Source organism: Hymenobacter jeollabukensis (assembly GCF_005771675.1).
Lineage (GTDB): Bacteria > Bacteroidota > Bacteroidia > Cytophagales > Hymenobacteraceae > Solirubrum > Solirubrum jeollabukense.
On the sequence record NZ_VAJM01000004.1, the window covers coordinates 62,119 to 85,031 of the forward strand.

Annotated in this window: 21 protein-coding genes; 10 read left to right on the top strand and 11 right to left on the bottom strand. The window is 67.4% G+C overall.

Annotated elements, in window-relative coordinates; all coding sequences use genetic code 11:
* Nucleotides 1–53: 53 nt before the first annotated feature.
* From FDY95_RS10340 to FDY95_RS10360, 5 genes are all read right to left on the bottom strand, one after another.
* The gene (locus FDY95_RS10340) at nucleotides 54–2,486 is read right to left on the bottom strand and encodes a S9 family peptidase (RefSeq protein ID WP_138077479.1); all 2,433 of its coding nucleotides are present in this window, start codon (nucleotides 2,484–2,486) and stop codon (nucleotides 54–56) included.
* Nucleotides 2,487–2,714: 228 nt separating this feature from the next.
* Nucleotides 2,715–3,401: a hypothetical protein gene (locus FDY95_RS10345; protein WP_138077481.1), complete on the bottom strand. Its 687-nt coding sequence runs from the start codon at nucleotides 3,399–3,401 to the stop codon at nucleotides 2,715–2,717.
* On the bottom strand, nucleotides 3,401–4,168 hold the full coding sequence (locus tag FDY95_RS10350; protein WP_138077483.1) for an LVIVD repeat-containing protein: 768 nt from the start codon (nucleotides 4,166–4,168) through the stop codon (nucleotides 3,401–3,403). The genes FDY95_RS10345 and FDY95_RS10350 overlap by 1 nt, the downstream gene beginning before the upstream one ends.
* A 7-nt stretch (nucleotides 4,169–4,175) precedes the next feature.
* A complete protein-coding gene (locus tag FDY95_RS10355; RefSeq protein WP_138077485.1) occupies nucleotides 4,176–4,694 on the bottom strand; it encodes an LVIVD repeat-containing protein in 519 nt (172 codons plus the stop codon).
* A 394-nt stretch (nucleotides 4,695–5,088) separates the two neighbouring features.
* Nucleotides 5,089–6,411 (bottom strand): serine hydrolase, encoded by a 1,323-nt coding sequence (locus tag FDY95_RS10360; RefSeq protein WP_138077487.1) that lies wholly within the window; start codon nucleotides 6,409–6,411, stop codon nucleotides 5,089–5,091.
* 186 nt (nucleotides 6,412–6,597) lie between these two features.
* Here FDY95_RS10360 and FDY95_RS10365 point away from each other — a divergent pair, with 186 nt between their 5' ends.
* The 4 genes from FDY95_RS10365 (at nucleotide 6,598) to FDY95_RS10380 (ending at nucleotide 12,652) form a co-directional block, all read left to right on the top strand.
* On the top strand, nucleotides 6,598–7,047 hold the full coding sequence (locus FDY95_RS10365; RefSeq protein ID WP_138077489.1) for a MarR family winged helix-turn-helix transcriptional regulator: 450 nt from the start codon (nucleotides 6,598–6,600) through the stop codon (nucleotides 7,045–7,047).
* A gap of 27 nt (nucleotides 7,048–7,074) precedes the next feature.
* Nucleotides 7,075–7,506: an organic hydroperoxide resistance protein gene (locus FDY95_RS10370; RefSeq protein ID WP_138077491.1), complete on the top strand. Its 432-nt coding sequence runs from the start codon at nucleotides 7,075–7,077 to the stop codon at nucleotides 7,504–7,506.
* 91 nt (nucleotides 7,507–7,597) lie between these two features.
* Nucleotides 7,598–8,008 carry a hypothetical protein gene (locus FDY95_RS10375; RefSeq protein WP_138077493.1) on the top strand — a complete coding sequence of 137 codons (411 nt, stop codon included), beginning with the start codon at nucleotides 7,598–7,600 and terminating at the stop codon, nucleotides 8,006–8,008.
* Between the two features lie 132 nt (nucleotides 8,009–8,140).
* Nucleotides 8,141–12,652, top strand: a complete 4,512-nt coding sequence (locus tag FDY95_RS10380) for a CusA/CzcA family heavy metal efflux RND transporter (protein ID WP_138077495.1) — start codon at nucleotides 8,141–8,143, stop codon at nucleotides 12,650–12,652.
* On the opposite strand, the gene FDY95_RS10385 is transcribed toward FDY95_RS10380, so the two are convergent.
* Complete coding sequence (locus FDY95_RS10385; protein WP_138077497.1) at nucleotides 12,632–12,901, bottom strand: hypothetical protein; 270 nt, start codon at nucleotides 12,899–12,901, stop codon at nucleotides 12,632–12,634. The two genes, FDY95_RS10380 and FDY95_RS10385, sit on opposite strands and share 21 nt — an antisense overlap.
* A gap of 175 nt (nucleotides 12,902–13,076) precedes the next feature.
* Here FDY95_RS10385 and FDY95_RS10390 point away from each other — a divergent pair, with 175 nt between their 5' ends.
* Nucleotides 13,077–14,243, top strand: coding sequence for an efflux RND transporter periplasmic adaptor subunit (locus FDY95_RS10390; RefSeq protein WP_171025631.1), 1,167 nt, complete (start codon nucleotides 13,077–13,079; stop codon nucleotides 14,241–14,243).
* Between the two features lie 267 nt (nucleotides 14,244–14,510).
* Nucleotides 14,511–15,458 (top strand): glutamate--tRNA ligase family protein, encoded by a 948-nt coding sequence (locus tag FDY95_RS10395; RefSeq protein WP_138077501.1) that lies wholly within the window; start codon nucleotides 14,511–14,513, stop codon nucleotides 15,456–15,458.
* Nucleotides 15,459–15,597: 139 nt separating this feature from the next.
* Here the strand turns inward: FDY95_RS10395 and FDY95_RS10400 are convergent, their stop codons facing one another.
* The 4 genes from FDY95_RS10400 to FDY95_RS10415 form a co-directional block, all read right to left on the bottom strand.
* Nucleotides 15,598–16,236 (bottom strand): hypothetical protein, encoded by a 639-nt coding sequence (locus tag FDY95_RS10400; protein ID WP_171025632.1) that lies wholly within the window; start codon nucleotides 16,234–16,236, stop codon nucleotides 15,598–15,600.
* A gap of 23 nt (nucleotides 16,237–16,259) precedes the next feature.
* Nucleotides 16,260–16,949, bottom strand: coding sequence for a deoxyribonuclease V (gene nfi, locus FDY95_RS10405; protein ID WP_138077505.1), 690 nt, complete (start codon nucleotides 16,947–16,949; stop codon nucleotides 16,260–16,262).
* An 88-nt stretch (nucleotides 16,950–17,037) separates the two neighbouring features.
* Nucleotides 17,038–17,409 (bottom strand): hypothetical protein, encoded by a 372-nt coding sequence (locus tag FDY95_RS10410; protein WP_138077507.1) that lies wholly within the window; start codon nucleotides 17,407–17,409, stop codon nucleotides 17,038–17,040.
* Nucleotides 17,410–17,510: 101 nt separating this feature from the next.
* Entirely contained in the window at nucleotides 17,511–19,082 is a 1,572-nt protein-coding gene (locus tag FDY95_RS10415; protein ID WP_246073987.1) for a serine hydrolase, read from the bottom strand.
* 193 nt (nucleotides 19,083–19,275) lie between these two features.
* Between FDY95_RS10415 and FDY95_RS10420 the strand changes: the two genes are divergently transcribed.
* The 3 genes from FDY95_RS10420 to FDY95_RS10430 all read left to right on the top strand — a co-directional run bounded on the left by FDY95_RS10420 (nucleotide 19,276) and on the right by FDY95_RS10430 (nucleotide 21,281).
* Complete coding sequence (locus FDY95_RS10420) at nucleotides 19,276–19,920, top strand: dienelactone hydrolase family protein (RefSeq protein WP_138077509.1); 645 nt, start codon at nucleotides 19,276–19,278, stop codon at nucleotides 19,918–19,920.
* Between the two features lie 124 nt (nucleotides 19,921–20,044).
* The gene (locus FDY95_RS10425; protein ID WP_138077511.1) at nucleotides 20,045–20,620 is read left to right on the top strand and encodes a DUF1990 family protein; all 576 of its coding nucleotides are present in this window, start codon (nucleotides 20,045–20,047) and stop codon (nucleotides 20,618–20,620) included.
* Complete coding sequence (locus tag FDY95_RS10430; RefSeq protein WP_138077513.1) at nucleotides 20,607–21,281, top strand: DUF1990 domain-containing protein; 675 nt, start codon at nucleotides 20,607–20,609, stop codon at nucleotides 21,279–21,281. The genes FDY95_RS10425 and FDY95_RS10430 overlap by 14 nt, the downstream gene beginning before the upstream one ends.
* A gap of 75 nt (nucleotides 21,282–21,356) precedes the next feature.
* On the opposite strand, the gene FDY95_RS10435 is transcribed toward FDY95_RS10430, so the two are convergent.
* Nucleotides 21,357–21,656, bottom strand: a complete 300-nt coding sequence (locus FDY95_RS10435) for a DUF3817 domain-containing protein (protein ID WP_138077515.1) — start codon at nucleotides 21,654–21,656, stop codon at nucleotides 21,357–21,359.
* Nucleotides 21,657–21,757: 101 nt separating this feature from the next.
* Here FDY95_RS10435 and FDY95_RS10440 point away from each other — a divergent pair, with 101 nt between their 5' ends.
* Entirely contained in the window at nucleotides 21,758–22,801 is a 1,044-nt protein-coding gene (locus FDY95_RS10440) for an NAD(P)-dependent alcohol dehydrogenase (RefSeq protein ID WP_138077517.1), read from the top strand.
* The last annotated feature ends 112 nt before the right edge of the window (nucleotides 22,802–22,913 follow it).

A 22,913-nucleotide genomic window follows, 5' to 3' on the forward strand; every position in this document is an offset into this window, starting at 1 on the left:
AAAAAGCCCCGCATCGACCAGATGCGGGGCTTTTTCTTATTCAGAAGGGCCGTTTAGTTGGCTGCGGCCGTAGCCGGCGACTTCACGTACTTGTCGAGCCAGGCATTCATCTCCCAGAGCATGTGCAGCACGTTCTCGCGGGCCGCGTAGCCGTGCGACTCGTAGGGCAGCACCACGTAGCGGGCGGTGGCGCCGTTGCCCTTCAGCGCGTTGTAGAACCGCTCGCTCTGAATGGGGAAAGTGCCCGAGTTGTTGTCCAGCTCGCCGTGGATGAGCAGAATCGGCGTCTTGATTTTGTCGGCGTAGTTGAAGGGCGACATGGCGTTGTAGACCTCCGGGGCCTGCCAGTAGGTGCGCTCCTCGCCCTGGAAGCCGAAGGGCGTCAGCGAGCGGTTGTAGGCGCCGCTGCGGGCAATGCCGGCCTTGAACAGCGAGGAGTGCGCCAGCAGGTTGGCCGTCATGAAGGCGCCGTAGGAGTGGCCCATCACCGCCACGCGGTTGGCATCCACCACGCCCAGGCGCTTGCCCTCATCGATGGCGGCTTTGGCGCTGCTCACCAGCTGCTCCACGTAGGTGTCGTTGGGCTGCTTGTCGCCCTCGCCCACTATCGGAATGCTGGCTCCCTGCAGCACGGCGTAGCCCTGCGTCACCCAGAAAATGGGCGAGCCGTAGCCCACGCGCGTGAAAGCGTAGGGCGAGCCCGACACCTGCCCGGCGTTTTTCTTGTCCTTGAACTCCACCGGGTAGGCTTCCATCAACGTCGGCAGCGCGCCGTCGGTGGCTTTGTAGTTCGGCGGCAGGTAGAGGTTGGCCGTCAGCTCCACGCCGTCGGCGCGCTTGTAGCGCAGCACCTGCTTCTTGAAGGCACCGCCAAAGGCCGCGTAGGGGTTGGCAAACTTGGTGAGGGGCGTGAGCTTGCCGCTCTTGTCGCGCAGGTAGTAGTTCGGGTTCTGGTCGATGGCCTCGCGGCGCGTCAGCAGGCGGTGCTTATCGGCGTCGAGAATGGCCAGCGGCACTTCGTAGAACGGCGCCTCCGAGCGCCACCAGCGGGTAGCTTTCTTGGTGGCCAGGTCAAACTCGTCGACGAAGGGACGGTCGCCCTCGGGCGAAGCGCCCTGGCCCAGGAAGTAGATGGTTTTGTTGGCTCCATCCGTCAGCAGCACCGATTTGCCCTGGGCGTTGCGGTGGGTGTAGGCTGTGCCCGGGTCGGTGTACTTGTCCTGCGACGAGCGTTCGAAGAGCACCTGCAGCGAGGGCAGCGCGCCCGGCGTCACGCGCCAGATTATCTGCTTGCGGTCGGCCCAGCGCGAACCGTAGATCAGCGCCACCGAGTTGTTGCCCCAGCTCACGCCGTCGTAGCGCAGGGGCAGGGAGGCAAATTCCTCGGGCGTGCCCATGAAGGGGGCCGTGAGGGTAAATACTTTGTCGCGGACGGGGGCTTCGGCCTTCGGGTCGCCGCCGTCCTGGGCCTCGGCCCAGAAGAGGGAGGCGGGCACGTCGGCGCGCCAGCCATGCTCCCGCTGCCCGGTGGGCACCGCGTCGAAGGCCGTGGGCACTTCGTCGGCCAGGGGCAGGTCGGCCAGGGTTTTCACCGGGTCGCCGGTGGCCACGTCGTACACTTCCACTTTCAGCGGAAAGCTGCTCAGGGGCAGAGAGTAGGAGAAGGGCCGGTGGCGGGTTTTCACCAGCAGGTACTTGCCGTTGGGCGAGGGCACCGCCGACTGAATCAGGCCGGGCTGGCTGATGGGCTGCAGCTTGCCGTCGAGCGACACGCGCACCATCTGCGAGGTGGCGTAGAAGTCGAGCAGCCGCTCGTCGGTGGGGTTGCGCAGCAGGTCCTGGTAGGTGCGGGCGCCGGTTTTGCGGCCCACGTTTTCCTGCACGGCCGGGCCGGTAGGCGCCGCCGTGGTGCTGGGCGCCGCGCCGCGGCCCGCCACCAGCGCCCGCACGATGAGCGTCTGGTTGTCGGGCAGCCACTCGAAGGGCGTGCCGAACACCGCGTTCAGCGACACGCCGGCCAGGCGCCGGGCCATGAAGTTGTTCAAATCCACCACCCACAGCTCGGTGCGGCCTTCCGGGCCCGAGCTGTTGGCCAAGCTCAGGGCCAGCTTGCTGTTGTCGGGCGACCAGACGGCGTCGCTGATCAGGGCGGGCTGGGGCAGGTTGAGTACGGCCATGTCCTTGCCGTCTTCCAGGCGGCGCAGCATCAGGCCGGTGGCGTAGCTCAAGCGGCTGGGTGCGTTCAGGCGCGGGTTGATGCGCAGGCCGGCCAGGCGCAGCTCGGGCTGGGCCAGCTCGGCCACCGTGGGCATGGCCTGCACCGCCAGCAGGGCCATCCACTTGCCATCCGACGAGAGGCTGATGCGCGGCGTAAGCGGCGCGTCTACGAGGTCGGTAATGGCTCTGGGGGGCGTGCGGTAGCCCACGTCCTGGGCTTGGGCCAGCGTGGTGAGGCTAAGCAGCCCCGCGAGTAGCAGTTTTTTCATGCACTGGGAGTAGTCGGGAAATGGACAGCGGCACCACAAAGATACTAATCTTGTGTCCAGCAACGTTGGTGCTTTTATTGTGAAATAACGATAATTGTTTGGCTATTTACTGCCTTTAGGGAGTGGGTATTGTGGGTAAATAGCTTGACTTTCAGTGAAAGAAGCGGGGATGTGTATTGTTATTCTGACTGGGTTTGAATAGGATTTAGCAGGCCTGGTAATTCGGCTCTACAAACGGATGCCTAGCTTAAATCCAACCGGAAAGTAGACGCCCTGCGCGCCGTAGTCGAGAATGGAAGTGCGGTAGCGGCTGCCGGGCAAGGCTGAGTGGAAGCGCGACTGGCGCCAGCCAATACCGGCGTAGAAGTCAAGCATCAGCGGACCCAGCTCCAGCGGCCCCTGATAGCCGGCCAGCACGCTGGCCCCGTAGCGGGTAATCGTTTCGACGTAGGGCAGCGGCGAATACACCAGGATGGGCAGCTCGTCGGGGCGGGCCTGCTCCACCCAGCCGTATTCCTGAAAATGCAGCCGGAAGTGCTGCACGTGCGGCCCGGCCGCCAGGTAAAAGCCCGATTGCAGCTGTGCGTCGGGGCCGGGGAAGTACAGGCGGGGCAGCAGCTCGGCTCCGACGCCGCGGACCCGCTCGCCGGGCTGCACCTCGCGCCGGACCGTGAGCCCCGTGACGGCGCCCCGGTACCACTGCGCCGTGAGGCCGAGGCTGGTGCGCGGGTGCGCCCGCCAGAGCTTTTCAGCTTCCAGGTGGTAGCCGCGCGCCAGGGGCTGAAATACGTTGGCTTTCAAAACCCAGCCGGGCATTTTCGGCAGCTGGGGCGTCTGGGCAACGACGGGGCTGCCGAGCAGCAGCGCGGCCCACGCACCCAGCGTGCAGTACCCGGTGGCAGCCGCCGCGCGCATCAGGGACGGGGAACGACGGGAATGACGCTCAACAGGCGCAGGCTGTGGCTGCGGGCCTCGTAGCGGCACTGGTACAGGCCGGTTTTGCCGGTCACCAGCAGGCCGTTCGGGGTGGGCGTCACTTCGCGGGCATCCATGGCAAAGGCATCGAGCGGCGCCAGGGTGGGCGCCGTGCGCAGGTCGAACACCCTCAGGCCCTCGTCGCACACGAACAGGCGGGCCGAATCAACCGTCAGGCCGTAGGGGTGCGTTAGCGGGTAGGTGCGCACCAGCGTCGGGCGCGTGGGGTCGTCCAGGTCGACGACCTGCAGCTGATTGGGGCTGTTGCCGCAGGAGCGGTCCTGGCGCAGCGTCAGATAGGCCCAGCGGCCGTCCACCACCAGCGGGTCGCAGCTGGCGGCCTGGGCGTAGTAGCCGGCAGACCGCGGCTGCAGCGGAAGCGAAACGTCGAAGAGAAACATACCGGCCGGAGTACCTACGAAGAGGTAACTGCCAGCAGGATAAATGGTTTCGATGTTGACGCCCAGGGCCAAAGTCTGCGCCACGGCGGGCGTGCTGGTGCCGGTCGGGCCCAGGTCCAGGATCTGCAGCTGCTGCCCGTCGATGACGTACAGCGCGTTGCCCAGCGCGACAAATCGGGCCCGGGCCCCGGTCAGGCCGATGTCGTTGACGGCGGGGCTGAGGTCGGCGCTGGCGCAGCCGGTGAGGAAGACCAGGGCCAGCAGAGCAGCCCGGCAGGATCGGCCGAAGGCGGATAAGTGCTTCATGGCCAGGTTACTGAACTTTTTGCCAGCCCACCACCACCGCGTCGGGCGGGCGGTTTTCGGCCCGATAGCCCGGCTCGATGCTGGCCGTTTCGGGCAGGGGCAGCTCCGGGAATACGTTGCGCACCCGGCCCAGCACGCGGGCGTTGGCCGGGTCGGTCAGGTCGATGGTGACCAGATCGACGGCGTTGTCGGCGTAGAGTACCGGGCCGCGCATGGCCACGTCGAGGCTACCCGGAATGCGCAGGAAACCCACTTTGCGAGGCCGAGCCGGATCCTGGTTGTCGATGATGTGAATGCCCTCGTACTGCTCGTTCACCAGCAGGTAAGAGCCCCGGCAATAGGTTTTGCCGGGGGCCTGCACGTCGCGGGGCGGCAGCAGGGCCACGGCCTGTTCCAAGTGGGCGCGGGTCATCAGCAGCGGGCGGTACACGGGCAACGACGTCGACTTGGGGTCGTCCTGCTTCACGTAACAACCCGGCAGCAGGAGCAGGGCGCAGAAGGACAGCAAAACGGAAAGCTTAGACATAGGGGGAAGCACGCCCGCGGCCACGTACCATATTTCGACTGCGGGCGAAGGCAGGAGCCACAGCAGCCGGCAAACGTTGCAAGCTGGGGGCAGCCACCGACAAAAATACGCAACGCGGCTGGCCGGGCCGCATGGCCGTTACTGCTGGGGCCCAAAAGTAAAAAGCCCCTCCGTACCGGCGGAGGGGCTTGCTCTTGCAGCTAAATAAGTCACGAATTGACTAGAAGTTCGGGGTGGCTTGCGGCGGCAAGGCCGGCAGCAGGCGGATCAGCGAGTAGCAGCAGAACTGGTAGCGGCTTGATGTTGACAAAGTAACAGCACCCGCGCGTCGTGGTCAATCCGTGGAGGCACGGGTTTTTCACATGGGGCTAGCACGGATAAGTATAGTATTTTGCTAATGAATTACCTTGTTGGTGCCAATGATTCGGCCTTGACTGTCAAGTGCTTGTAGATAATAGGTGCCCGCCGGCAAGCCCCGCAGCGGAATCAATTGGTACGGGGCCTGTCCCGCAGACTGACGTACGCAGCGGCCCAGGGCATCGAACAGACGCAGGTTTACGCGGCCCCAGGCGGCCTCGAGCGGTACGGTCAGCTCGTCGGTGGCGGGCACGGGGTAGGGGGCTAGGGAAAGTCGGCGGGCCGGGGTGGCCGCGGCGGTGGGGCGGCACTGCACGGTGGCCATCAGCCGGCGCCACAGCTCGGTATCGAAGGAAGAGAGGGCCAGCTTGGGCTGCCCGGCCGACTGGCCCAGGCGCACGGCCACCAGACCCAGGCTCGGGACCACGTAGATTTTCTGGTCGTTTTTGCCCAGGGCCATGATCATATCGGCGGGGGCGGTGGGCACCAGCGGGCCGGGCAGCACCAGCTGCGACTGGGGCAGCATGTAGCTCGGCTGCCCGTTGAGCCACCAGAGGTAGCCGTAGCCGCGGTTGAGCGTCTGCGAGGGCGTGGTCATCTGGCGGAAGTAGGCCGTGTCGCGCAGCACGGCGGTGCCGTTCCAGCTGCCGCGGGCCAGGATGAGCAGGCCGAAACGGGCCGCGTCGCGCAGGCGGCTGTAGTACACGTCGTTGACCCAGGCCCCGCTCATGCCGATGATATTGGCCAGCTTCTGGTTGGTGTACTGATTAATAGTCAGGCCACTGGCGCGGGCCAGCAGGGGCTGCAGGTTGCGGTAGGCGCCGGTGTGGTAGGCCCAACGGGTGCCGGCGTCGGCCTGGTAGAGTAGGCAGGCGGCCTGGGTGCTTTCGTTGTCGCAGGGCGCGGGCGGGGTGTCGTCGAGGCCCGAGGTCATGGTGAGCTGGTGGCGCACCGTGATGAGCCGCTCCTTGGCGGCCGGCGCCGACGTCCAGCCCCGGCCGAGGAAGCGCGAGGCCGAATCGGTGAGGCTGAGCAGGCCGTCCTGCCGGGCAATGCCGACCAGCGTGGCCGTGAGCGACTTGCCGGCCGAGGCCCAGTACCAGAGCGAGTCGCGGGTGAAGGTGCCGTAGTACTGCTCCACCACCAGGCGGCCGTCTTTCAGCACGATGAAGCCCTTGGTGTGCTGGCGGCCGAGGTAGTTGAGCAGGGTATCGAGCTGGGGCTGGCACCAGCCCAGGCTTTGGGGAGTGGTGCCGGCCCAGGTGGTGCCGGTGGTGGGCGGGAAGTACAGCGACGTCTGGGCCCGGCCCGGCAAGGCCAGCAGCAGCCCGATAATCCAGCAGAGTAAGCGTTTGTTCATGCGTGGTGTGGTGTGTGCGTTCGGGGATTAGAGGTGGCAAGTAGGGTTGGGTTTAGCCTATATCAGCAAAAATCTATGTGTGGCGGAAAAATCTGGCTTGGTAACCAGAGCAATGAAAGTAGATGCAAATTAAATTGTGAGCAATTAAATTTATTGCAATACATTTGCAGCGTCATTCAGCCCGCCATGAGCCAATCCGCCGCTTCCGCCCCCAATCCGCTGCTGCAGTTGGAAAACCAGCTGTGCTTCCCGCTCTACGCCGTGTCGCGGCTGGTGACCAAGGCCTACCAGCCGCTGCTGGAGGAGCTGGAGCTGACCTACCCGCAGTACCTAGTGCTGCTGCTCCTGTGGGAGCACGGCGAGCTGTCGGTGAAGGGGCTGGGGGAGAAGCTGCTGCTCGACTCGGGCACCCTCACGCCCTTGCTCAAGCGCCTGGAGCAGCGCGGCCTCGTCAGCCGCCGCCGCGACGCGCGCGACGAACGGTCGGTGCTCATCGGCCTGCAGCCGGCGGGCGAGGTGCTGCGCCACAAGGCCACCTGTATTCCGGAGGCCCTGATGGCCAAGTTTCAGCTCAGCCCGGCAGAGTTCGAGGCCTTGCGCGGGCAGCTCAATCATTTGCTAAACCAGCTTTCCTGATTCCGGGAAGGCTTCATTTTTTCTCCCATGAAAATCGAGAAAGTGTACACGGCGCAAGCCCACGTAACCGGCGGCCGCAACGGCCAGGTGACTACCAATGACAAGGCGCTGGAACTAGAGCTGAGCACGCCCAAGGCTATGGGCGGCATGGGCAAGGAAGGCGCCACAAACCCCGAGCAGCTGTTCGCGGCCGGCTACGCCGCCTGCTTCGAGGGCGCGCTGGGCGTGGCCGCCCGCCAGGCCAAGGTGAGCCTGCAGGGCGTGACCATCGAGAGCTTCGTGCACTTCGGCAAGGCCGAGGACGGCGGCTTCGGCATCGCTGCCGACCTGCACGTGAACCTGCCCGGCATCGAGCAGGCCCAGGCCGAAGACCTGGTGGCCGCCGCGCACCAGATCTGCCCTTACTCGCGCGCTACCCGCGGCAACATCGAGGTGAACCTGCACACCACCACCAACTAAGCCCCGGGGCTGCCCGCGCAGCTTCGGCCCGAGGCCCCGGCGCAGCTTTTCGCTGGCCGGGGCTTTTTCGTGCCTTATCTTTGCCGGTAGAATGATGAAGCGAGTGGTCATAGCTGTGCTGAGCCTGCACCTGTTTGTGGCGGGCCTGATGCCCGCCGGCAACGTGCTGGAGCTGGTAAAGCTGCCCGTGCTCATCAGCCACTATCAGGAGCAGCACGCCACCAACTCGGTGTGGCGCTTCCTCTACGACCACTACGCCGGCCGCCACAACCAGGAGCACACGCGCGACCATGCGCAACTGCCCCTGCACTGCTGCCTGCACCAGGCCCCGGCCATGGCCCTGCCGCCCGCCCTGCGCCTGCAGGTGCCGCCGCGGCTGCCCGCGTTTGCCGAAGCCCGGCAGTACCGCGGCGAGTACGTGGCCTCGGCCCCGCGCGGCATTTCGCGCCCCTGTTTTCAGCCCCCGCGCTCCGCGGCTGCCTTCGCGGCAAGCCGGGCGTAGGCTAGCGGCCCGGCTTGGGCGGCGTCGGCGCGTTTCTGCAGGCAGAAGCGCAGCGCGGCCCGTTGCAATTCGGTTGGCCCTTTTCTGATGGCCGTGCTGCGCCCCGTCGGGGCGTAGGCGGCGCGCGGATTCATGTTCAACAAGCTGATTATGCTCAGCCTCCGGCACAAGCTGGGGGTGGGCATCGGGGTAGCGGCCCTGCTCGCGTGGGGTATCTACGCCCTGCGGCACCTGCCCATCGACGCGGTGCCCGACATTACCAACAACCAGGTCATCGTCTTCACCGTGTCGCCCTCCCTGAGCGCGGCCGACGTGGAGCGGCTCGTTACCTTCCCGGTGGAGCAGAGCATGGCCACCATCCCGGGCCGCGAGGAAGTGCGCTCCTTTTCGCGGGCTGGCTTGTCCGTCGTTACCATCGTGTTCGGCGACGAGGTCGACAACTACTGGGCCCGGCAGCAGGTGGCCGAGCGGATGCGCGCCGCCGAGGCGCAGATTCCGCCCGGCCTAGGCCAGCCCGAAATGGGCCCGGCCACCACTGGGCTGGGTGAGATTTACCAGTACGCCATCCGCGTGAAGCCCGGCTTCGAGAAGAAGTACTCGCTGGCCGAGCTGCGCACCTTGCAGGACTGGGTGATTCGGCGGCAGCTGCTGGGCACCACGGGCGTGGCCGACGTGTCCTCGTTCGGCGGCTACCTGCGCCAGTACGAGGTGGCCATAGCCCCGGACCGCCTGCGCAGCTTCGGGCTGACCATAGCGGACATGCAAACCGCCCTGAGCCGCAACAACGGCAACGCCGGCGGCGGCTACCTGGTGCGCGGTCCGCAGGCCTGGTTTATCCGCACCGAAGGCCTGGCGCAGTCGGAAAGCGACATTGGGCGGGCGGTGGTGCGGCCGGCGGCGCCGGGGCGCGGGCCGGTACTGGTGCGCGACGTGGCCGAGGTGCGCCCCGGCGCCGCGCCGCGCTTCGGGGCCATGATTCGCAACCATACCGGCGAGACGGTGGGCGGGTTGGTGCTGATGCTGCGCGGGGCCAACTCCTCGGAGGTCGTCAAGGCCGTGAAAGAGAAGATGGCCGCCATCGAGAAGACGCTGCCGCCGGGGCTGGAAATCCGGCCCTTCATCGACCGCACCAAGCTGGTGGACCAGGCCATTCACACCGTGGAGAAAAACCTGGCGGAGGGCGCGCTCATCGTGATTTTCGTGCTGGTGCTCTTCCTGGGCAACCTGCGCGCCGGCCTGCTGGTGGCCTCGGTCATTCCGCTGGCCATGCTCTTCGCCATTGCCATGATGCAGGTGTTCGGCGTGTCGGGCAACCTGATGTCGCTGGGCGCCATCGACTTCGGCCTCATCGTCGACGGGGCGGTTATCATTGTGGAGGCCACCATGCACCGCCTGGCCTCGCGCTTCGGCCACGCCCACGGCGACGGGGAAATTCCGCTGACCAACGAGGACCTCACGCCCGCGGAAATGGACGAGGAAGTGTACGACGCGGCCTCGCGCATCCAGCAGTCGGCCTCGTTCGGGCAATTCATCATCCTGATGGTGTATCTGCCAATTCTGGCCCTGGTGGGCATCGAGGGCAAGATGTTCCGGCCCATGGCCCAGACGGTAGCCTTTGCCATCCTGGGCGCCTTCATCCTCTCCCTGACCTACGTGCCGGTAATGTCGGCACTCGTCTTGCGCAAGGGCGTGCGCGGCGGCGGCTGGTCCGACCGCGTGCTGGCCCGGCTGGCCACGCGCTACCGCCGCCTCGTCACGCGGGTGCTCGGCGTGCCCCGGCTGATTGTGGGCACGGCGGTGCTGCTGCTGGTGGGCGCGGCCCTGCTGCTGGGCACGCTCGGCGGCGAGTTTATTCCCACGCTGGAAGAGGGCGACTTCGCGGTGGAAACCCGGGTGCTGCCCGGCTCCTCGCTCGACCACACGGCCCGACAGGCCCAACTGGCGGCCGATATTCTCAAAGAGCAGTTCCCCGAGGTCAAGGAAGTGGTGGCCAAGGTCGGTTCCTCGGAAATTCCCGTCGACCCCATGCCGCTGGAGGCCTGTGACCTGATTATCGTGCTCAAGGACCGCAAGGAGTGGACCACGGCCCACAACCGCGAGGACCTGGCCGCCAAGATGGAACGTGCCCTGAGCGTGCTGCCGGGCGTGACCTACAGCTTCCAGCAGCCCATTCAGATGCGCTTCAACGAGCTGATTTCGGGGGCGCGGCAGGACGTGGTCATCAAGATCTACGGCGAAGACCTCGACCAGCTGGCCGGCTACGCCCGCCGGGTGGGCGCGGTGGTGCGCCAGGTGCCCGGCGCCGCCGACCTCTACGTGGAGCAGGCCACCGGCCTGGCCCAAATCGTGGTGCAGCCCGACCGGGAGCGGCTGGCCCAGTTCGGCCTGAGCGTGCAGGACCTCAACCAGAGCATCGAAGCCGCCTTTGCCGGGGCGGGCGCGGGGCAGGTGTTTGAGGGTGACCGGCGCTTCGACCTGGTGGTGCGCCTCGCCGACGAGTACCGCCACGACATCAGCCAGGTGCGCGCCCTGAACGTGCCCTTGCCCGGGGGCGGGCAGGTGCCGCTGGAGCAGGTGGCGCGGGTCGATTACCAGGTCGGGCCCGGCCAGATTCAGCGCGACAACGCCCAGCGCCGTATCACCGTGGGCTTCAACGTGCGCGGCCGCGACGTGGAAAGCGTGGTGCAGGACGTGCAGGCGGCCGTGCAGCGGCAGGTGCATTTCGCGCCCGGCTACGTGACTACCTACGGCGGGCAGTTTGAGAACCTGCGTCAGGCCAACGCCCGCCTCGCGGTGGCCGTGCCGGCCGCGCTGCTGATGATTTTCGGGCTGCTCTACCTCACCTTTGGCTCCTTGCGGCAGGCCCTGCTCATCTTCACCGCCATTCCGCTGGCCGCGGTGGGCGGGGTGCTGGCCTTGTGGCTGCGCGGATTGCCGTTCAGCATTTCGGCCGGCGTGGGCTTCATTGCCCTGTTCGGGGTGGCCGTGCTCAACGGCATCGTGCTACTGAGCGCCTTCAACCACCTGCGCGACGAGGGCCTGCGCGACGTGCGCGAGCGGGTGCTGCGCGGCACCGAGGAGCGCCTGCGCCCGGTGCTGATGACGGCCACCGTGGCTTCGCTGGGCTTTTTGCCGATGGCCCTGGCCGGTACCGCCGGCGCCGAGGTGCAGCGCCCCCTGGCCACGGTGGTTATCGGCGGCCTGGTGTCGGCCACCTTGCTCACGCTGCTGGTGCTGCCGGTGCTGTATTATTTGAGTGAGTCGGAGGGCGGCTTCTGGCGCAACCTGCTCGGCCGCCGGCCCCAGGCTGCCCCAGCAGTGGCGGCGGGGCTGCTGCTGCTGGCTCTGACCTCTCCGGCCGCCGCCCAGACGCCCGACCCGGCCACCGCGCCCCGCGCCGCCGCCGCTTCGTCGGTCGCGGTGCCCGAGGGGCCGCTCACCGCGGCCGGCGCGGTGCAGACGGCCCTGGGCCGCAGCGGCGACATCAGGGCGGCCACCTACCAGCTCTCGGCCCGCTCGGCGGTGCGCGGGGCGGTGTGGGAGCTGCCGCGCACCACGGTGCAGGCGGGAGTCGGGCAATTCAACTCGCCCTACCTCGACAACCAGTTCTCCCTGGCGCAGCCGTTGCCGGCGCTAGGCCGCATCCGGGCCCTCACCGGCCTGGCCGAAGCGCAGGTGTCGCTGGCCGAATCGGAGCTGGACTTGCGCCGGGCCGAGCTGCGGCGGCAGGTGCGCCTGACTTACCAGCAGGCCGTCTACGCCCGGCACCGGCTGGTGCTGCTGCGGGCCCAGGACAGCCTGAGCCGCGAGTTTCGCCGGGCGGCCGAGCTGCGCTTCCGCACCGGCGAGGCCGCCCGCATCGAGCCGGCCACGGCCCTGGTGCAGCAGGGAGAAACCCGCGTGGCCCGGCAGCGCACCCGCGCCGATTACGTGGCCGCCCGCCGCCAATTGCAGGCCCTGCTGCAGCTGCCCACCGCGCCCGCGCCCGCCGACAGCCTGCTGCTGCCCCTGCCGGTGCCCGCCGAGCTGGCCGCCATCCTCCCGGATACCCTGCTGACCACCCCCGCCGATACCAGCCGCAGCGCGGCCGACCCCACCGCCCGCGTGCTGGCCCGGCAGGCCGCCGAACGGCAGGCCGCAGCCCTGGTGGAGCTGCGCAGCCGCCGCCCCGAGCTGGGCCTGACCTACCTCAACCAGTCCTTGCGCGGCAACATCCAGTACAAGGGCACGGAGCGGTTTTACGGCCCCGCCGACCGGTTTCAGGCCGCCCAGCTCAGCCTGAGCGTGCCCCTGCTGACGCGTCCCTACAAGGCCCGCGAACAGGCCGCCCGCCTGCAGACCCTGGCCGCCGAAGCCGCCTACCGACGCCGCGTGGCCGAGGTAGCCGCCTCGCAGGCCGCGTTGCTCAACCGCCTGCGCGAGCAGCAAGAGCGCATGCAGTTCTACCAGCAAACCGGCTTGCCCCAGGCCGCGCTCATCCTGCGCCTGGCCAGCAAGGGCTGGCGCGCCGGCGAAATGCCCTTCGCCGAGTACCTGCTGCACGCCGAGCGGGCCCAGCGCCTGCGCACCGACTACCTCGACGCCGTGCTGGCCTACAACCAGACCGTGCTGGAAGTGGAATACCTACTCGGCCGCACCGACTAAGGTGCGGCCCATTGCTCTTTTCAATGCGTTGGAAGGAGCTTCCAACGCATTGGAAGGCGTCTTCAAGACATTGGACGCGCCTTCCAACGCTTCGGAAGGAGCTTCCAACGCTTCGAAGGGCGCTTCCAACGCATTGGAAAGCGTCTCCAACGTCTTGGAAGCTCTTTCCAACGCATCGGGTACGCCGTTGGACACGTCCAAGACGCCAACCGACGCGTCGGTTACGCCGTCAGACGCGTCCAAAAGCATGGCCGACGCTTCGGGGCGTGCTGCCGGGGGCGCGGCTGAGGCTTCCCGGGCGGCGGGCGGCGCGGCTGAAGGCCCCGGCTCTGGCCGGAAGCACGGGCTGGCGGCGTCCGACCCGGCTTTTTATTGTTCATACGGGCACTTCGCCCGGTTCCTGTTGTTGCTGACTTCTGCTTCGATGATTTCCTCCTTCAAATACGTATTGCCGCTGGCCTTGCCCTTGCTGCTCGGCGCATGCCACTCGCAGCCGGCCGAGGCCCCGGCCGCCGCCGAACCCACCGCCGCCGCCCCCGATGAAGTACGCCTAAGCCCCGACGAGCTGCGCGTGGCGGGCGTGCGCACCGGGCGCGTGAGCTACCAGGCCACCGCCGGCGCCCTGCGCGTCAACGGCTCCCTGGAGGCGCCGCCGCAGAGCCTGGTGGTGCTCAGCGCCCCGCTGGGCGGCTACATCGAGCGGCTGCCGCTGCTGCCGGGGGCGCACGTAAGTCGCGGCGAGGCCGTGGCCGTGGTGCGCAACCCCGAGTTCATCCAGGTGCAGCAGGACTACCGGCAGGTGCTCAGCCAGCTCGACTACGCCCGCGCCGAGCTGGACCGCCAGCGCGAGCTGGTGCGCGAGGAAGTGGCCCCGGCCAAAAACCTGCAGCGCGCCCAGGCCGAGTACCGCAGCCTGCAGGCCCAGCGCGACGCCCTGGCGGCCCGCCTGCGCCTGGCCGGCCTGCCCGTGCAGGCCAGCGGCCCGATGCGCAGCACCGCCGAGCTGCGGGCGCCCATCAGCGGCTTCGTGCGGCACGTGCGCGCCACCACCGGCCAGACGGTCACCTCTACCGACCCGGTGGCCGAGCTGGTCGACCCCACCCACCTGCACGTGGAGCTGACGGTGTTCGAGAAAGACGCGCCGCGCCTGCAGGTGGGCCAGCGCATCCGCTTCACCCTGGCCTCCGATTCGGCCGGCAAGGAGCACCTGGGCCGCATCACGCTGGTCAGCCGCTCCGTCGACCCCGAGGCGCGCACCGTGAGCGTGCACGCCCACCCCGACGAGGAAGACAACCCGGCGCTGCTGCCGGGTATGTTCGTGCGGGCCACGGTGGAAACGGCGGCTTCGGCCGCTCAGGCCGCCGCCCCCACGCTGCCCGAGGCGGCCGTGGTCGACTACGAAGGCAAGAGCTACATCTTCGAGCAATTGGCCGCTGGCCGCTACCGCCTGGTGGAAGTGCGCCGGGCCGGCGCCGTGGAAAACGGCGCGGTGCCGCTGGTACTGCCCGCCCGCATCAAGGCCGAAACCCTGGTGGCAACGACCGGGGCGTACAGCCTGCTTGGCAAGCTGAAAAACACGCTGGACGAGTAAGCAGAACCACAAGCAACGGCGCGAGTGGCAGTCATTGCGAGGCGTAGCCGAAGCAATCTTTCCTCCAGTAGCACCGCCGAGATAATTCCTGCAATTCAAAAGACAGCTCCGCCCGAAACTACGCAACAATAGGTTCGGGCGGAGCTATTTTGTGTTTCTGCCAGTTGTGCCGCTTCTGCCGCGAGAGGAAGGATTGCTTCGTCCTTCGTCCTCGCAATGACGGCCGGGTGAACCGCGCAAACCCGGCTCCGGTGCTAAGTTCGGCCCATGAACCCGCTTTCGTCCTCCGCCGAGCCTGCCGAAGCGCCCGCGCCGCTGGTGGGGCGGCTGGCGCCCACGCCCAGCGGCTACCTGCACCTAGGCAACGCCGTCAACTTCGTGCTGACCTGGCTGCTGGTGCGCCGCAGCGGCGGCCAGCTGCACTTGCGCATCGACGACCTGGACCGCACCCGTCTGCGCCGCCCGTACCTGGAGAGCATCTTCCGCACCATCGAGTGGCTGGGCCTCGACTACGACCACGGCCCCGCGGGCCCCGACGACTTTCTGCGCCACCACTCCCAGCTGCTGCACCTGCCCGACTACAACTGCCTGCTGCGCCGCCTGCGGCTGCGCCCCGGCCTGCTGCACGCCAGCACCCGCAGCCGCACCCAGGAGGCGGAAGTGCCCGTTGCCCTCGAGCAGCCCGGCGCGGCCTGGCGGGCGGTGGTGCCGGCCGGTACCATCGTGCGCTTCGACGACGCCTGGCAGGGCCCGGTAGAAATAGCGCTGGACCGCGCCATGCCCGATTTCGTGCTGCGCAAGAAGGACGCGGTGGTGGCCTACCAGCTGGCCAACATTGCCGACGACCTGCGCCTGGGCACCACGCTCATCGTGCGCGGCCTGGACCTGCTGCCGAGCACGGCCGCCCAGCTTTGGCTGGCCGGCCTGCTGCCAGAAACGGCCGCTTTCAATGCCCGGCGCATCCGTTTTCTGCATCACCCGCTGATGCCCGGCCCCGACGGCCGCAAACTCAGCAAGTCGCAGCAACAGCCGCTGGACCGGGGCGTGCTGGCCGCCGCCGCCGGGCCGCAGGCAGTGTACGCCGCCGTGGCCGCGCTGCTGCAGCTGCCCGCCGCGGCTGGGGCTTCGTTGACGGATTTGCAGGCGGCGCTGCCCGATTCGCCGGTGCTGCGGCGGGGCCAGGCAATAGGGGCAGCAGCTGAAAACCTGGGCTAACGCTTTACAGAACGTCCTGCTGAGCCCCGCGAAGCATTTTTGCCGAACAACGAAGCGGTAGAGATGCTTCGACAAGCGGACGCCAGATGAGCATGACGTGCTGATGGGATGCTTCCTCTACGCTTTGGCCCCGTTCCGCTCAGGCGCTGCACGGCACGCGCAGATCCAGCAGCACGAGCCGCCACCTGCCGGCCAGGCGGGCCCAGTAGAAGCGGTAGCCGGTATCGGTCTGGAGCACGGCGTAGCGGCTGGCGGCCACGGCGGCCCGGCCCTGCGCGGCCGTGCCGCCGCGCAGGGTGGCGTGGTCCCAGATGCTGCTCAGGGCTGCGGCGCGGGCGGGGCCGAGCAGGCAGCCGGTGCGCGCGAAGCCGGCTTCGTTGCCGGGCGGCCCGTCGCAGGTAGCCGTGGGCAGCGCGTCGACGGCGGTGGGGCGCAGGCAGGGCATCAGCTCGGCGGCCAGGGTGAAGAACGAGGGCTGGGGCTGGCTGCGGCGCAGCCGGCGCACGTCCGATACGCGGGTGAGCAGGGGCAGGGCGCCGGGCTGCTCTAGCACCCAAAGGCCGTGGGCGGGGCTGATGAAGCCGTTGACGGCAGCCGTGTCGGCGCGGCGCACGGCGTCGGCCCAGCGCAGAAAGGCCCCGGTCACGCTGGTATCGGCCTGCATGGCCCGGGCGGCGGGCAGCGGCTTTTCCTTGATGACTTCGCGCGGCGCATCCAGGTCAGCCGGCGACCGGTTGGCCTGGTCGCGGGCGTGGCAGGCGCCGAGTAGCGGCAGCAAGAGCCAGAAAGCAGCGCGGCGCTTCATCGGATTTCTTTCTTGAACTGCTCGGCCCAGTGGTCGGCCAGGCGGGTGGGCTCGGGCAGCTTGTAGCCGCGGGTGCAGCGCCAGGCCAGCTCGGTGGCCGTGGCCTGATCCAGCCGGTGGCCGGGGCTGACGAACACCGGCTTCACGCGGTCCTTGGTGCGCAGCACTTCCCCGATCAGCTCGCCGGTTTTCTTGTCGGTGAGCGGGGTGCGGCTGCCGGCCGGGGCGGCGGGCTCGGGGTGCTGGCCGGTGAGCACCTGCTTGGCCACGCCCAGGCTGGGCATGTCGAGCAGTATGCCGATGTGGGCCGCAATGCCCATGCGGCGCGGGTGGGCGTAGCCGTGGCCGTCCACCATCAGCACGTCGGGCCGGTGCTGCAGCTTCTCGTAAGCTAGCAGCAGGTTGGGCGCCTCGCGGAAGGAGAGGAAGCCCGGCACGTAGGGCATATCGACGGGGCCGTAGTTGTACACCTTTTCCACCAGCTGCAGCTCCGGAAACGTGAGCACCACGATGACGGACAGAATCGTGTCTTCGGTGGGAAACGAGGAATCGAGGCCGGCAATGAGCCTGGGCGGCGCGGCCAGCGGCTCCAGGCGCTGCTGCTGGCGCATAGCGTTCTGCTGATCGGTGAGGGTGCGGACGAGGGCCGGGTCGGCAGGCGGGTGGTAGGGGCGGTAGTAGGCCATCGGGCGGGGCAGGTGGGAGGGATGCCCCGCTATACGCAGCGAGCAAATGGCGCGGTTATTCTCGGCCGGATGATACCAGCTCCGTAGCCTAAGCTGGGTAATCGGTGTTTGCCAGTGGACGGAGCTGCTGCAAATCGGAGAGCCAGCGGCGGACCACGTGAATTAGGGCCGCTTCGTCCTTGAGGTTGTAATAGATTTCGCGCCGAACGTAGAACAGGTCATAATCAAAGCCGTGCTGGTCTTCGTCATAATCGGCCCGCAGCTCCAGGTACTCTACTTCGTAACCCCACACGGTTTCGTGCGGCGGATTCACTCGGGCATCAACGGCCTTGCGTGCTATTACCTTCAGCCACGCCTGATTGTCCGGATTGTCGCCCGTCGGTAATACCCGGCAGCCGACTGCGCCATTAGCAGTGCGGCCGTAGTGCAGTTGGGCCAGAATCGAAGCAGGAATTGCCATTGCTGGAATAAGCTGGGGTAAGCAACCGGCACAACATAGCACGGGCCGGCTACTTATGCAGCAGCCGGCCCGGGTCTTTATCCCAAATTCAACCGGAATAATCAGCCCCGCACGAACACGTATGGGTCCTGCTCGATGCCATCAGACACGCGCAGCTCCACCGATTTTACCTGCCCGCTTTCCACCGTGAAGGTGGCCGGGAAGATGCCGTAGGCGGTGGTGGAATAGGCCGTGCGGAACTGCTGCCCGTCCATATAGCTGAGCGTGGCCGTCATATTGGGGTGGTGGCTGAAATGCACCACGAGCTGCTTGCCCTGCGCCTCGATGGTAATGGGGCCGTAGAGCGGGTGGGTGTACTGGCCGGCGTAGGCCTTGAGCGGCAGCTCGGGCTTGTTCTTTTTGGCCACGCGGGCGTCCAGCTTTTTGATGTCGGCCAGGGCTTCGGCGTTGCCGGGGGCCGCGCGGTTCCACAGCTGCCGGCTGCGGTCCTGGTAGGGCATGCCCAGGTAGGCGTCGAGCAGCTGGTAGCGCAGGGCCTCGAAGAAGCTCTGGTTGTCCTGATTGGTGAGCACGGCAATGCCCAGGCCCTCCTCGGGCACGAAGCAAGTGTTGCTGACGAAGCCATCGGCGCCGCCGGTGTGCCAGAACACCTGCCGGCCGTTGTAGTCATCGGCAAACACGCCCAGGCCGTAGGTGCGGAAGTGCTCCGGAATCAGGGCCGACTTGCGCGCGGACAGGGCCGTGTTCACGTCGCGGGTGCGGCGCAGGGTGGCCCAGGGTAGCACCCGCTGGCCCTGCACCTTGCCGCTGTCGAGCTGAAACTGCAGCCACTTGCCCAGGTCATTCACGGAGGATACCATGCTGGCGGCGGGCCCGAAGTTGTCGAGCTGGTCGTAGGGCAGCAGGGTGAGCGGGCCGGTGGCGGTGGTGTAGGGCCGGGCCAGGTTGGGGCGCTGGGCCACGCCGGTCGTGAGCATGCTGGTGTTCGTCATGCCCAGGGGCTTGAGCAGGGTCTGCTCCACGTAGGCTTCCCAGGAGGTGCCGCCCGTCACGGCCGGAATGACCTGCCCGGCCGCGAGGAAGCCGGCGTTGCAGTAGCCGTAATCCTGGCGGAAGGGGTACACCGGCTTGAGCAGGCGCACCCGCTGCAGGATTTCCTCCCGCGTGAGCGTCGACGACCAGAAGGTGAAGTCGCCCTGGAAGGTCTTGGTGCCCAGGTGGTGGCCCAGCAGGTCGCGCACGGTCACCAGCTGGGTGCTGACGGGGTCGTAGAGCCGGAAATCGGGCAGATATTTGGTGGCCGGGTCGTTGAGGGATAATTTCTTTTCCTGCTCCAGCTGGGCCAGGGCCGTGCCCGTGAACAGCTTGGTGTTCGAGGCAATGTAGAACAGCGTGTTGGCGTCGACGCGCTCCTGCGGGCGGCTCACGTCGCGCACCCCGTAGCCCTTGCTCACGACCACCTGCCCGTCTTTCACCACCACCACCGCCAGGCCCGGAATCTGCCACAGCTTCATGCCGCGCTGCACGTACTGGTCGAGGCTGTCGGCAACGAAGCGGGTGGCGGCGGGGCGGGCGGGAGCGGTTTGGGCCGCGGCGGGGGCGGCCAGCAGCGTGCTGCCGAGGGCGGCGCTGCACAACATGCCGAGCAGGCGGCAGGGAAGGAAACGATACATCAACGAATCAAGCCAAAAAATGGAAAGACGCAAAGGACGCAAGTTCGCGCCAAGCGTTGCGGCGGGCGCCGCTGCTCCTGCCGGCCGCCTTCATGCAACGCTTACCCGCGCCGGCCTACTTTGTCCGCAGCCAACGCCAATGCCCGCATTTACGTAGGTTCACAGCCGCGCCTCTGTTCCTCCGCATCCCGTTATGCTCCCCTCCCTTGCTCCCCGGCCCGTTCGGCTGGAGCTTCCCCACGCCACCCTGCTCGGCGACTTGGTCGTGCCGCCCCGCGCCGCTGGCATCGTGGTGTTTTCGCACGGCAGCGGTAGCTCGCGCATCAGCCCGCGCAATGCCCATGTGGCCAAGGTGTTGCAGCAGGCCGGTTTCGGTACCCTGCTGTTCGATCTGCTGACGGAGGAGGAAGACCGCGCCTTCGAGGCCCGCTTCGACATCGACCTGCTCACGCGCCGGCTGCTGGGGGCGGCCAGCTGGCTGCGCCGCGAGCAGCGCCTGCACGATTTGCGCCTGGGCTTTTTCGGGGCCAGCACCGGCGCCGCCGCCGCCTTCAACGCCGCCGCCGAGCTGGGCCACCGCGTCGGGGCCGTGATTTCGCGCGGGGGCCGCCCCGACCTCGCCCTGCCCGCCCTGGGCCGGGTGCAGGCGTCCACTTTGCTCATCGTGGGCGGGCAGGACTGGCCGGTGCTCGGGGCCAACGAGCGGGCCCTGGCCGATTTGCCCGGCCCCAAGCAGCTGCACGTGGTGCCCGGCGCCAGCCACCTTTTCGAAGAGCCCGGCACCCTCGACGAAGTCGCCCATCTGACCGTGGACTGGTGCCGGCAGCACCTGAGCTGACGATTCAGCGCGGACCGGTCCGAGAGGCGCCGGGGAGCCGCTGCGTCGGTAAACCAACCCCAGGCGCCGCCGGGCCGTTTGCTGCGGTAGCACCGGCTGCCTCAACCCGTCGGCGCGCTACCCTATGTCTAAACCAGTGCAAGACGCCGATACCGGGGCCGGGCCCTTCACCGTGCGGCGCTACTACATCGATATTGCGCATCCGAAGCTCTCGGCCACCGAGCTGATGAGCCGGATTCAGGCGCACCCCGAAGAATTTTCGCCCGACCTGCTGGCCGACTTCGAGAAAAAGCGCGGCGAAGCGCATAAGCTGCAGGTCGACGACGAGTACCACATCAAAATCCTGGGGCCCTGGAACGGCTCGGTGCGCGTGACCAAGGTAGGGCGGCAGGAGTTCGAGCTGTGCACCCTGGAAGGCCACCCCGAAGCGGGCACCATCCGGTTTTCGGTGCGCCAGCTGCCCGGGCAGGCCGCGGCGCTGCGCTTTGAAATCCGCTCCCGGGCCCGCTCCCGCGACGGGCTGGTGGCCTTCGCTTACACCACCCTGGGCGTGGGCAAGCGCGTGCAGGAGCAAACCTGGGTGACCTTCTGCCAGCGCGTGGCCGAGGCCAGCGGCGGCCAGCCGCTGGACGCCGTGCAGGTGGATACCACCGAGGAAGACGAATCGGGCAAAGAACACGAACACCATGAGCGCAGCTAATACCGCTACCGCCCCCGCCGCCACCGCGCCGCCGCTTTGGGAGCAGTACAAGGCCCAGCTGGAGTCGTACCGCGAGGCCAAGGTCAACTACGACCTGGACCGCGTGCACGAGTACACCGCCGAAACCGGCTGGCGCCTCGACGACTACCACACCGAGCTGCCCGCCGAAGCGCCCGGCCCGCCTGTGCCCGGCGGCTCGTTTGAGGCGGCCAAGCAGGTGCTGCTGAACTACTCCTTTCCGCCGCCCGACCTCATCACCGGCATTTTCGTGCCCGATCAGCCCCTGGCCGAGCGCGTGATGCTGTTACGGGCGCAGTTCCTGTTCTTCAAGTTCTGGTTCGGCGTGCGCGTCGGGGGCGTCACCGACGAGCAGCAGGACGCGCCCGACGGCCCCGAGCAGGTGTGGGGCTACAACTACCGCACCCTCGAAGGGCACTTCGAGAAGGGCCAGATTACCTTCACCATCCACAAAAACCTGAAGACCGGCCAGGTGCGCTTTCAGGTGAAAGCCTATTCCCAGCCCGACCGTATCCGCAACATATTCTATCGCATCGGCTTCAAGCTGTTCGGCCGGAGCCTGCAGCGCAAGTTCGCCCGCGAGTCGATGAAGCGGATGCGGCTGTTGGTGGACGAAGCGCTGCGCAAGGGAGCGGATAAGTAGGCCGTCATACTGCTACCCAGGCTCGTCAGGCCGGGCGGAGCCGTAGCATCCTGCGGGCTGGCTTTATACCCTCGTTTACTCCCGAAACAGCCGCTTATCGGCCCAGAACGTGCCCAGCGGTACCACCGAAGCCGCAAAGGCCAGCAGCGCCTTGCGCATGGACCAGCCGTATTCCAGGGCCGCACCGATAACCAGCAGCACGTAAAGCACGAACAGCGCCCCGTGCGCCATGCCTACGTGGCGCACGGCCGCGGGCTGTCCGAAGATGTATTTCAGCGGCATGGCCACGCCCAGCAGCACCAGAAACGAGAGGCCTTCGAGAAACCCGACCACCCGCAGGCGGCCCAGAGAAGTAGAAAACAGGGAAAACAGCATCGGCATACCAACAAAACCTTCCCGGCAAAGGTACCACCATCCACCGGCGCGCTAGCCACCCGCGCCGTTGATAGTTGTCATTCCTGACGTAACCTCCCAATATGACCGAGACCAAAGCCTACGCCGCCCAATCACCGACTACCCCGCTGGCCCCGTTCCGCCTGGAGCGCCGCGCCGTGGGCCCGCACGACGTGCAAATCGAAATCCTGTACTGCGGCGTGTGCCACAGCGACGTGCACCAGGCCCGCGACGAATGGGGCGGCTCGACCTTTCCCATGGTGCCCGGCCACGAAATCGTGGGCCGCGTGACCGAAGTGGGCGCCGAGGTGCGCAAGTTCCAGACCGGCGACCTGGTGGGCGTGGGCTGCATGGTGGACACCTGCCGCACCTGCCACAACTGCCAGGACGGCCTGGAGCAGTACTGCGAAACGCACATCAGCTTCACCTACAACAGCACCCTGCAGGACCGCACCACGCGCACCCACGGCGGCTACTCTCAGCAAATCGTGGTGGACGAAAACTACGTGCTGCGCGTGTCCGACCGGCTGCCGCTGGCGGGCGTGGCCCCGCTGCTCTGCGCCGGCATCACCACCTATTCGCCGCTGAAGCACTGGGGCGCCGGTCCCGGCAAGCGCGTGGGCGTGGTGGGCCTGGGCGGCCTGGGCCACATGGCCGTGAAGCTGGGGGCCGCCATGGGTGCCGAAGTCACCGTGCTCAGCACCTCGCCCGCCAAGGAAGCCGATGCCCGCGCCCTGGGCGCCCACCGCTTCGTGGTAACCCGCGACGCCGCCGCGCTCAAGCAGGAGCGCAACTACTTCGACCTGATCATCAACACCGTCGGCTCCAACATCGACCTGAACCCCTACCTCACGCTGCTGCGCCTCGACGGCACGATGGTGATGGTGGGCCTGCCGCCCACGCCCCCGCAGGTCGGCATCTTCCCGCTGGTGGGGCAGCGCCGCAGCCTGGCCGGCTCGCACATCGGCGGCATTGCCGAAACCCAGGAAATGCTCGATTTCTGCGCCGAGCACGGCATCGTGTCCGACGTGGAAGTCATTCCGATGAGCTCCATCAACGAGGCCTACGAGCGGATGCTGCGCAGCGACGTGAAGTACCGTTTCGTCATCGACCTGGCCACGCTGTAGGTGTTGGATGAGCAAATGTGCGGATGAAACAAGGTCGTCATCCTGGGCCTTAGCGAAGGACCTTCCTCGAACCGCGCACTGCCGCTGCCAACAACGAGCAGACGGCTTTTCA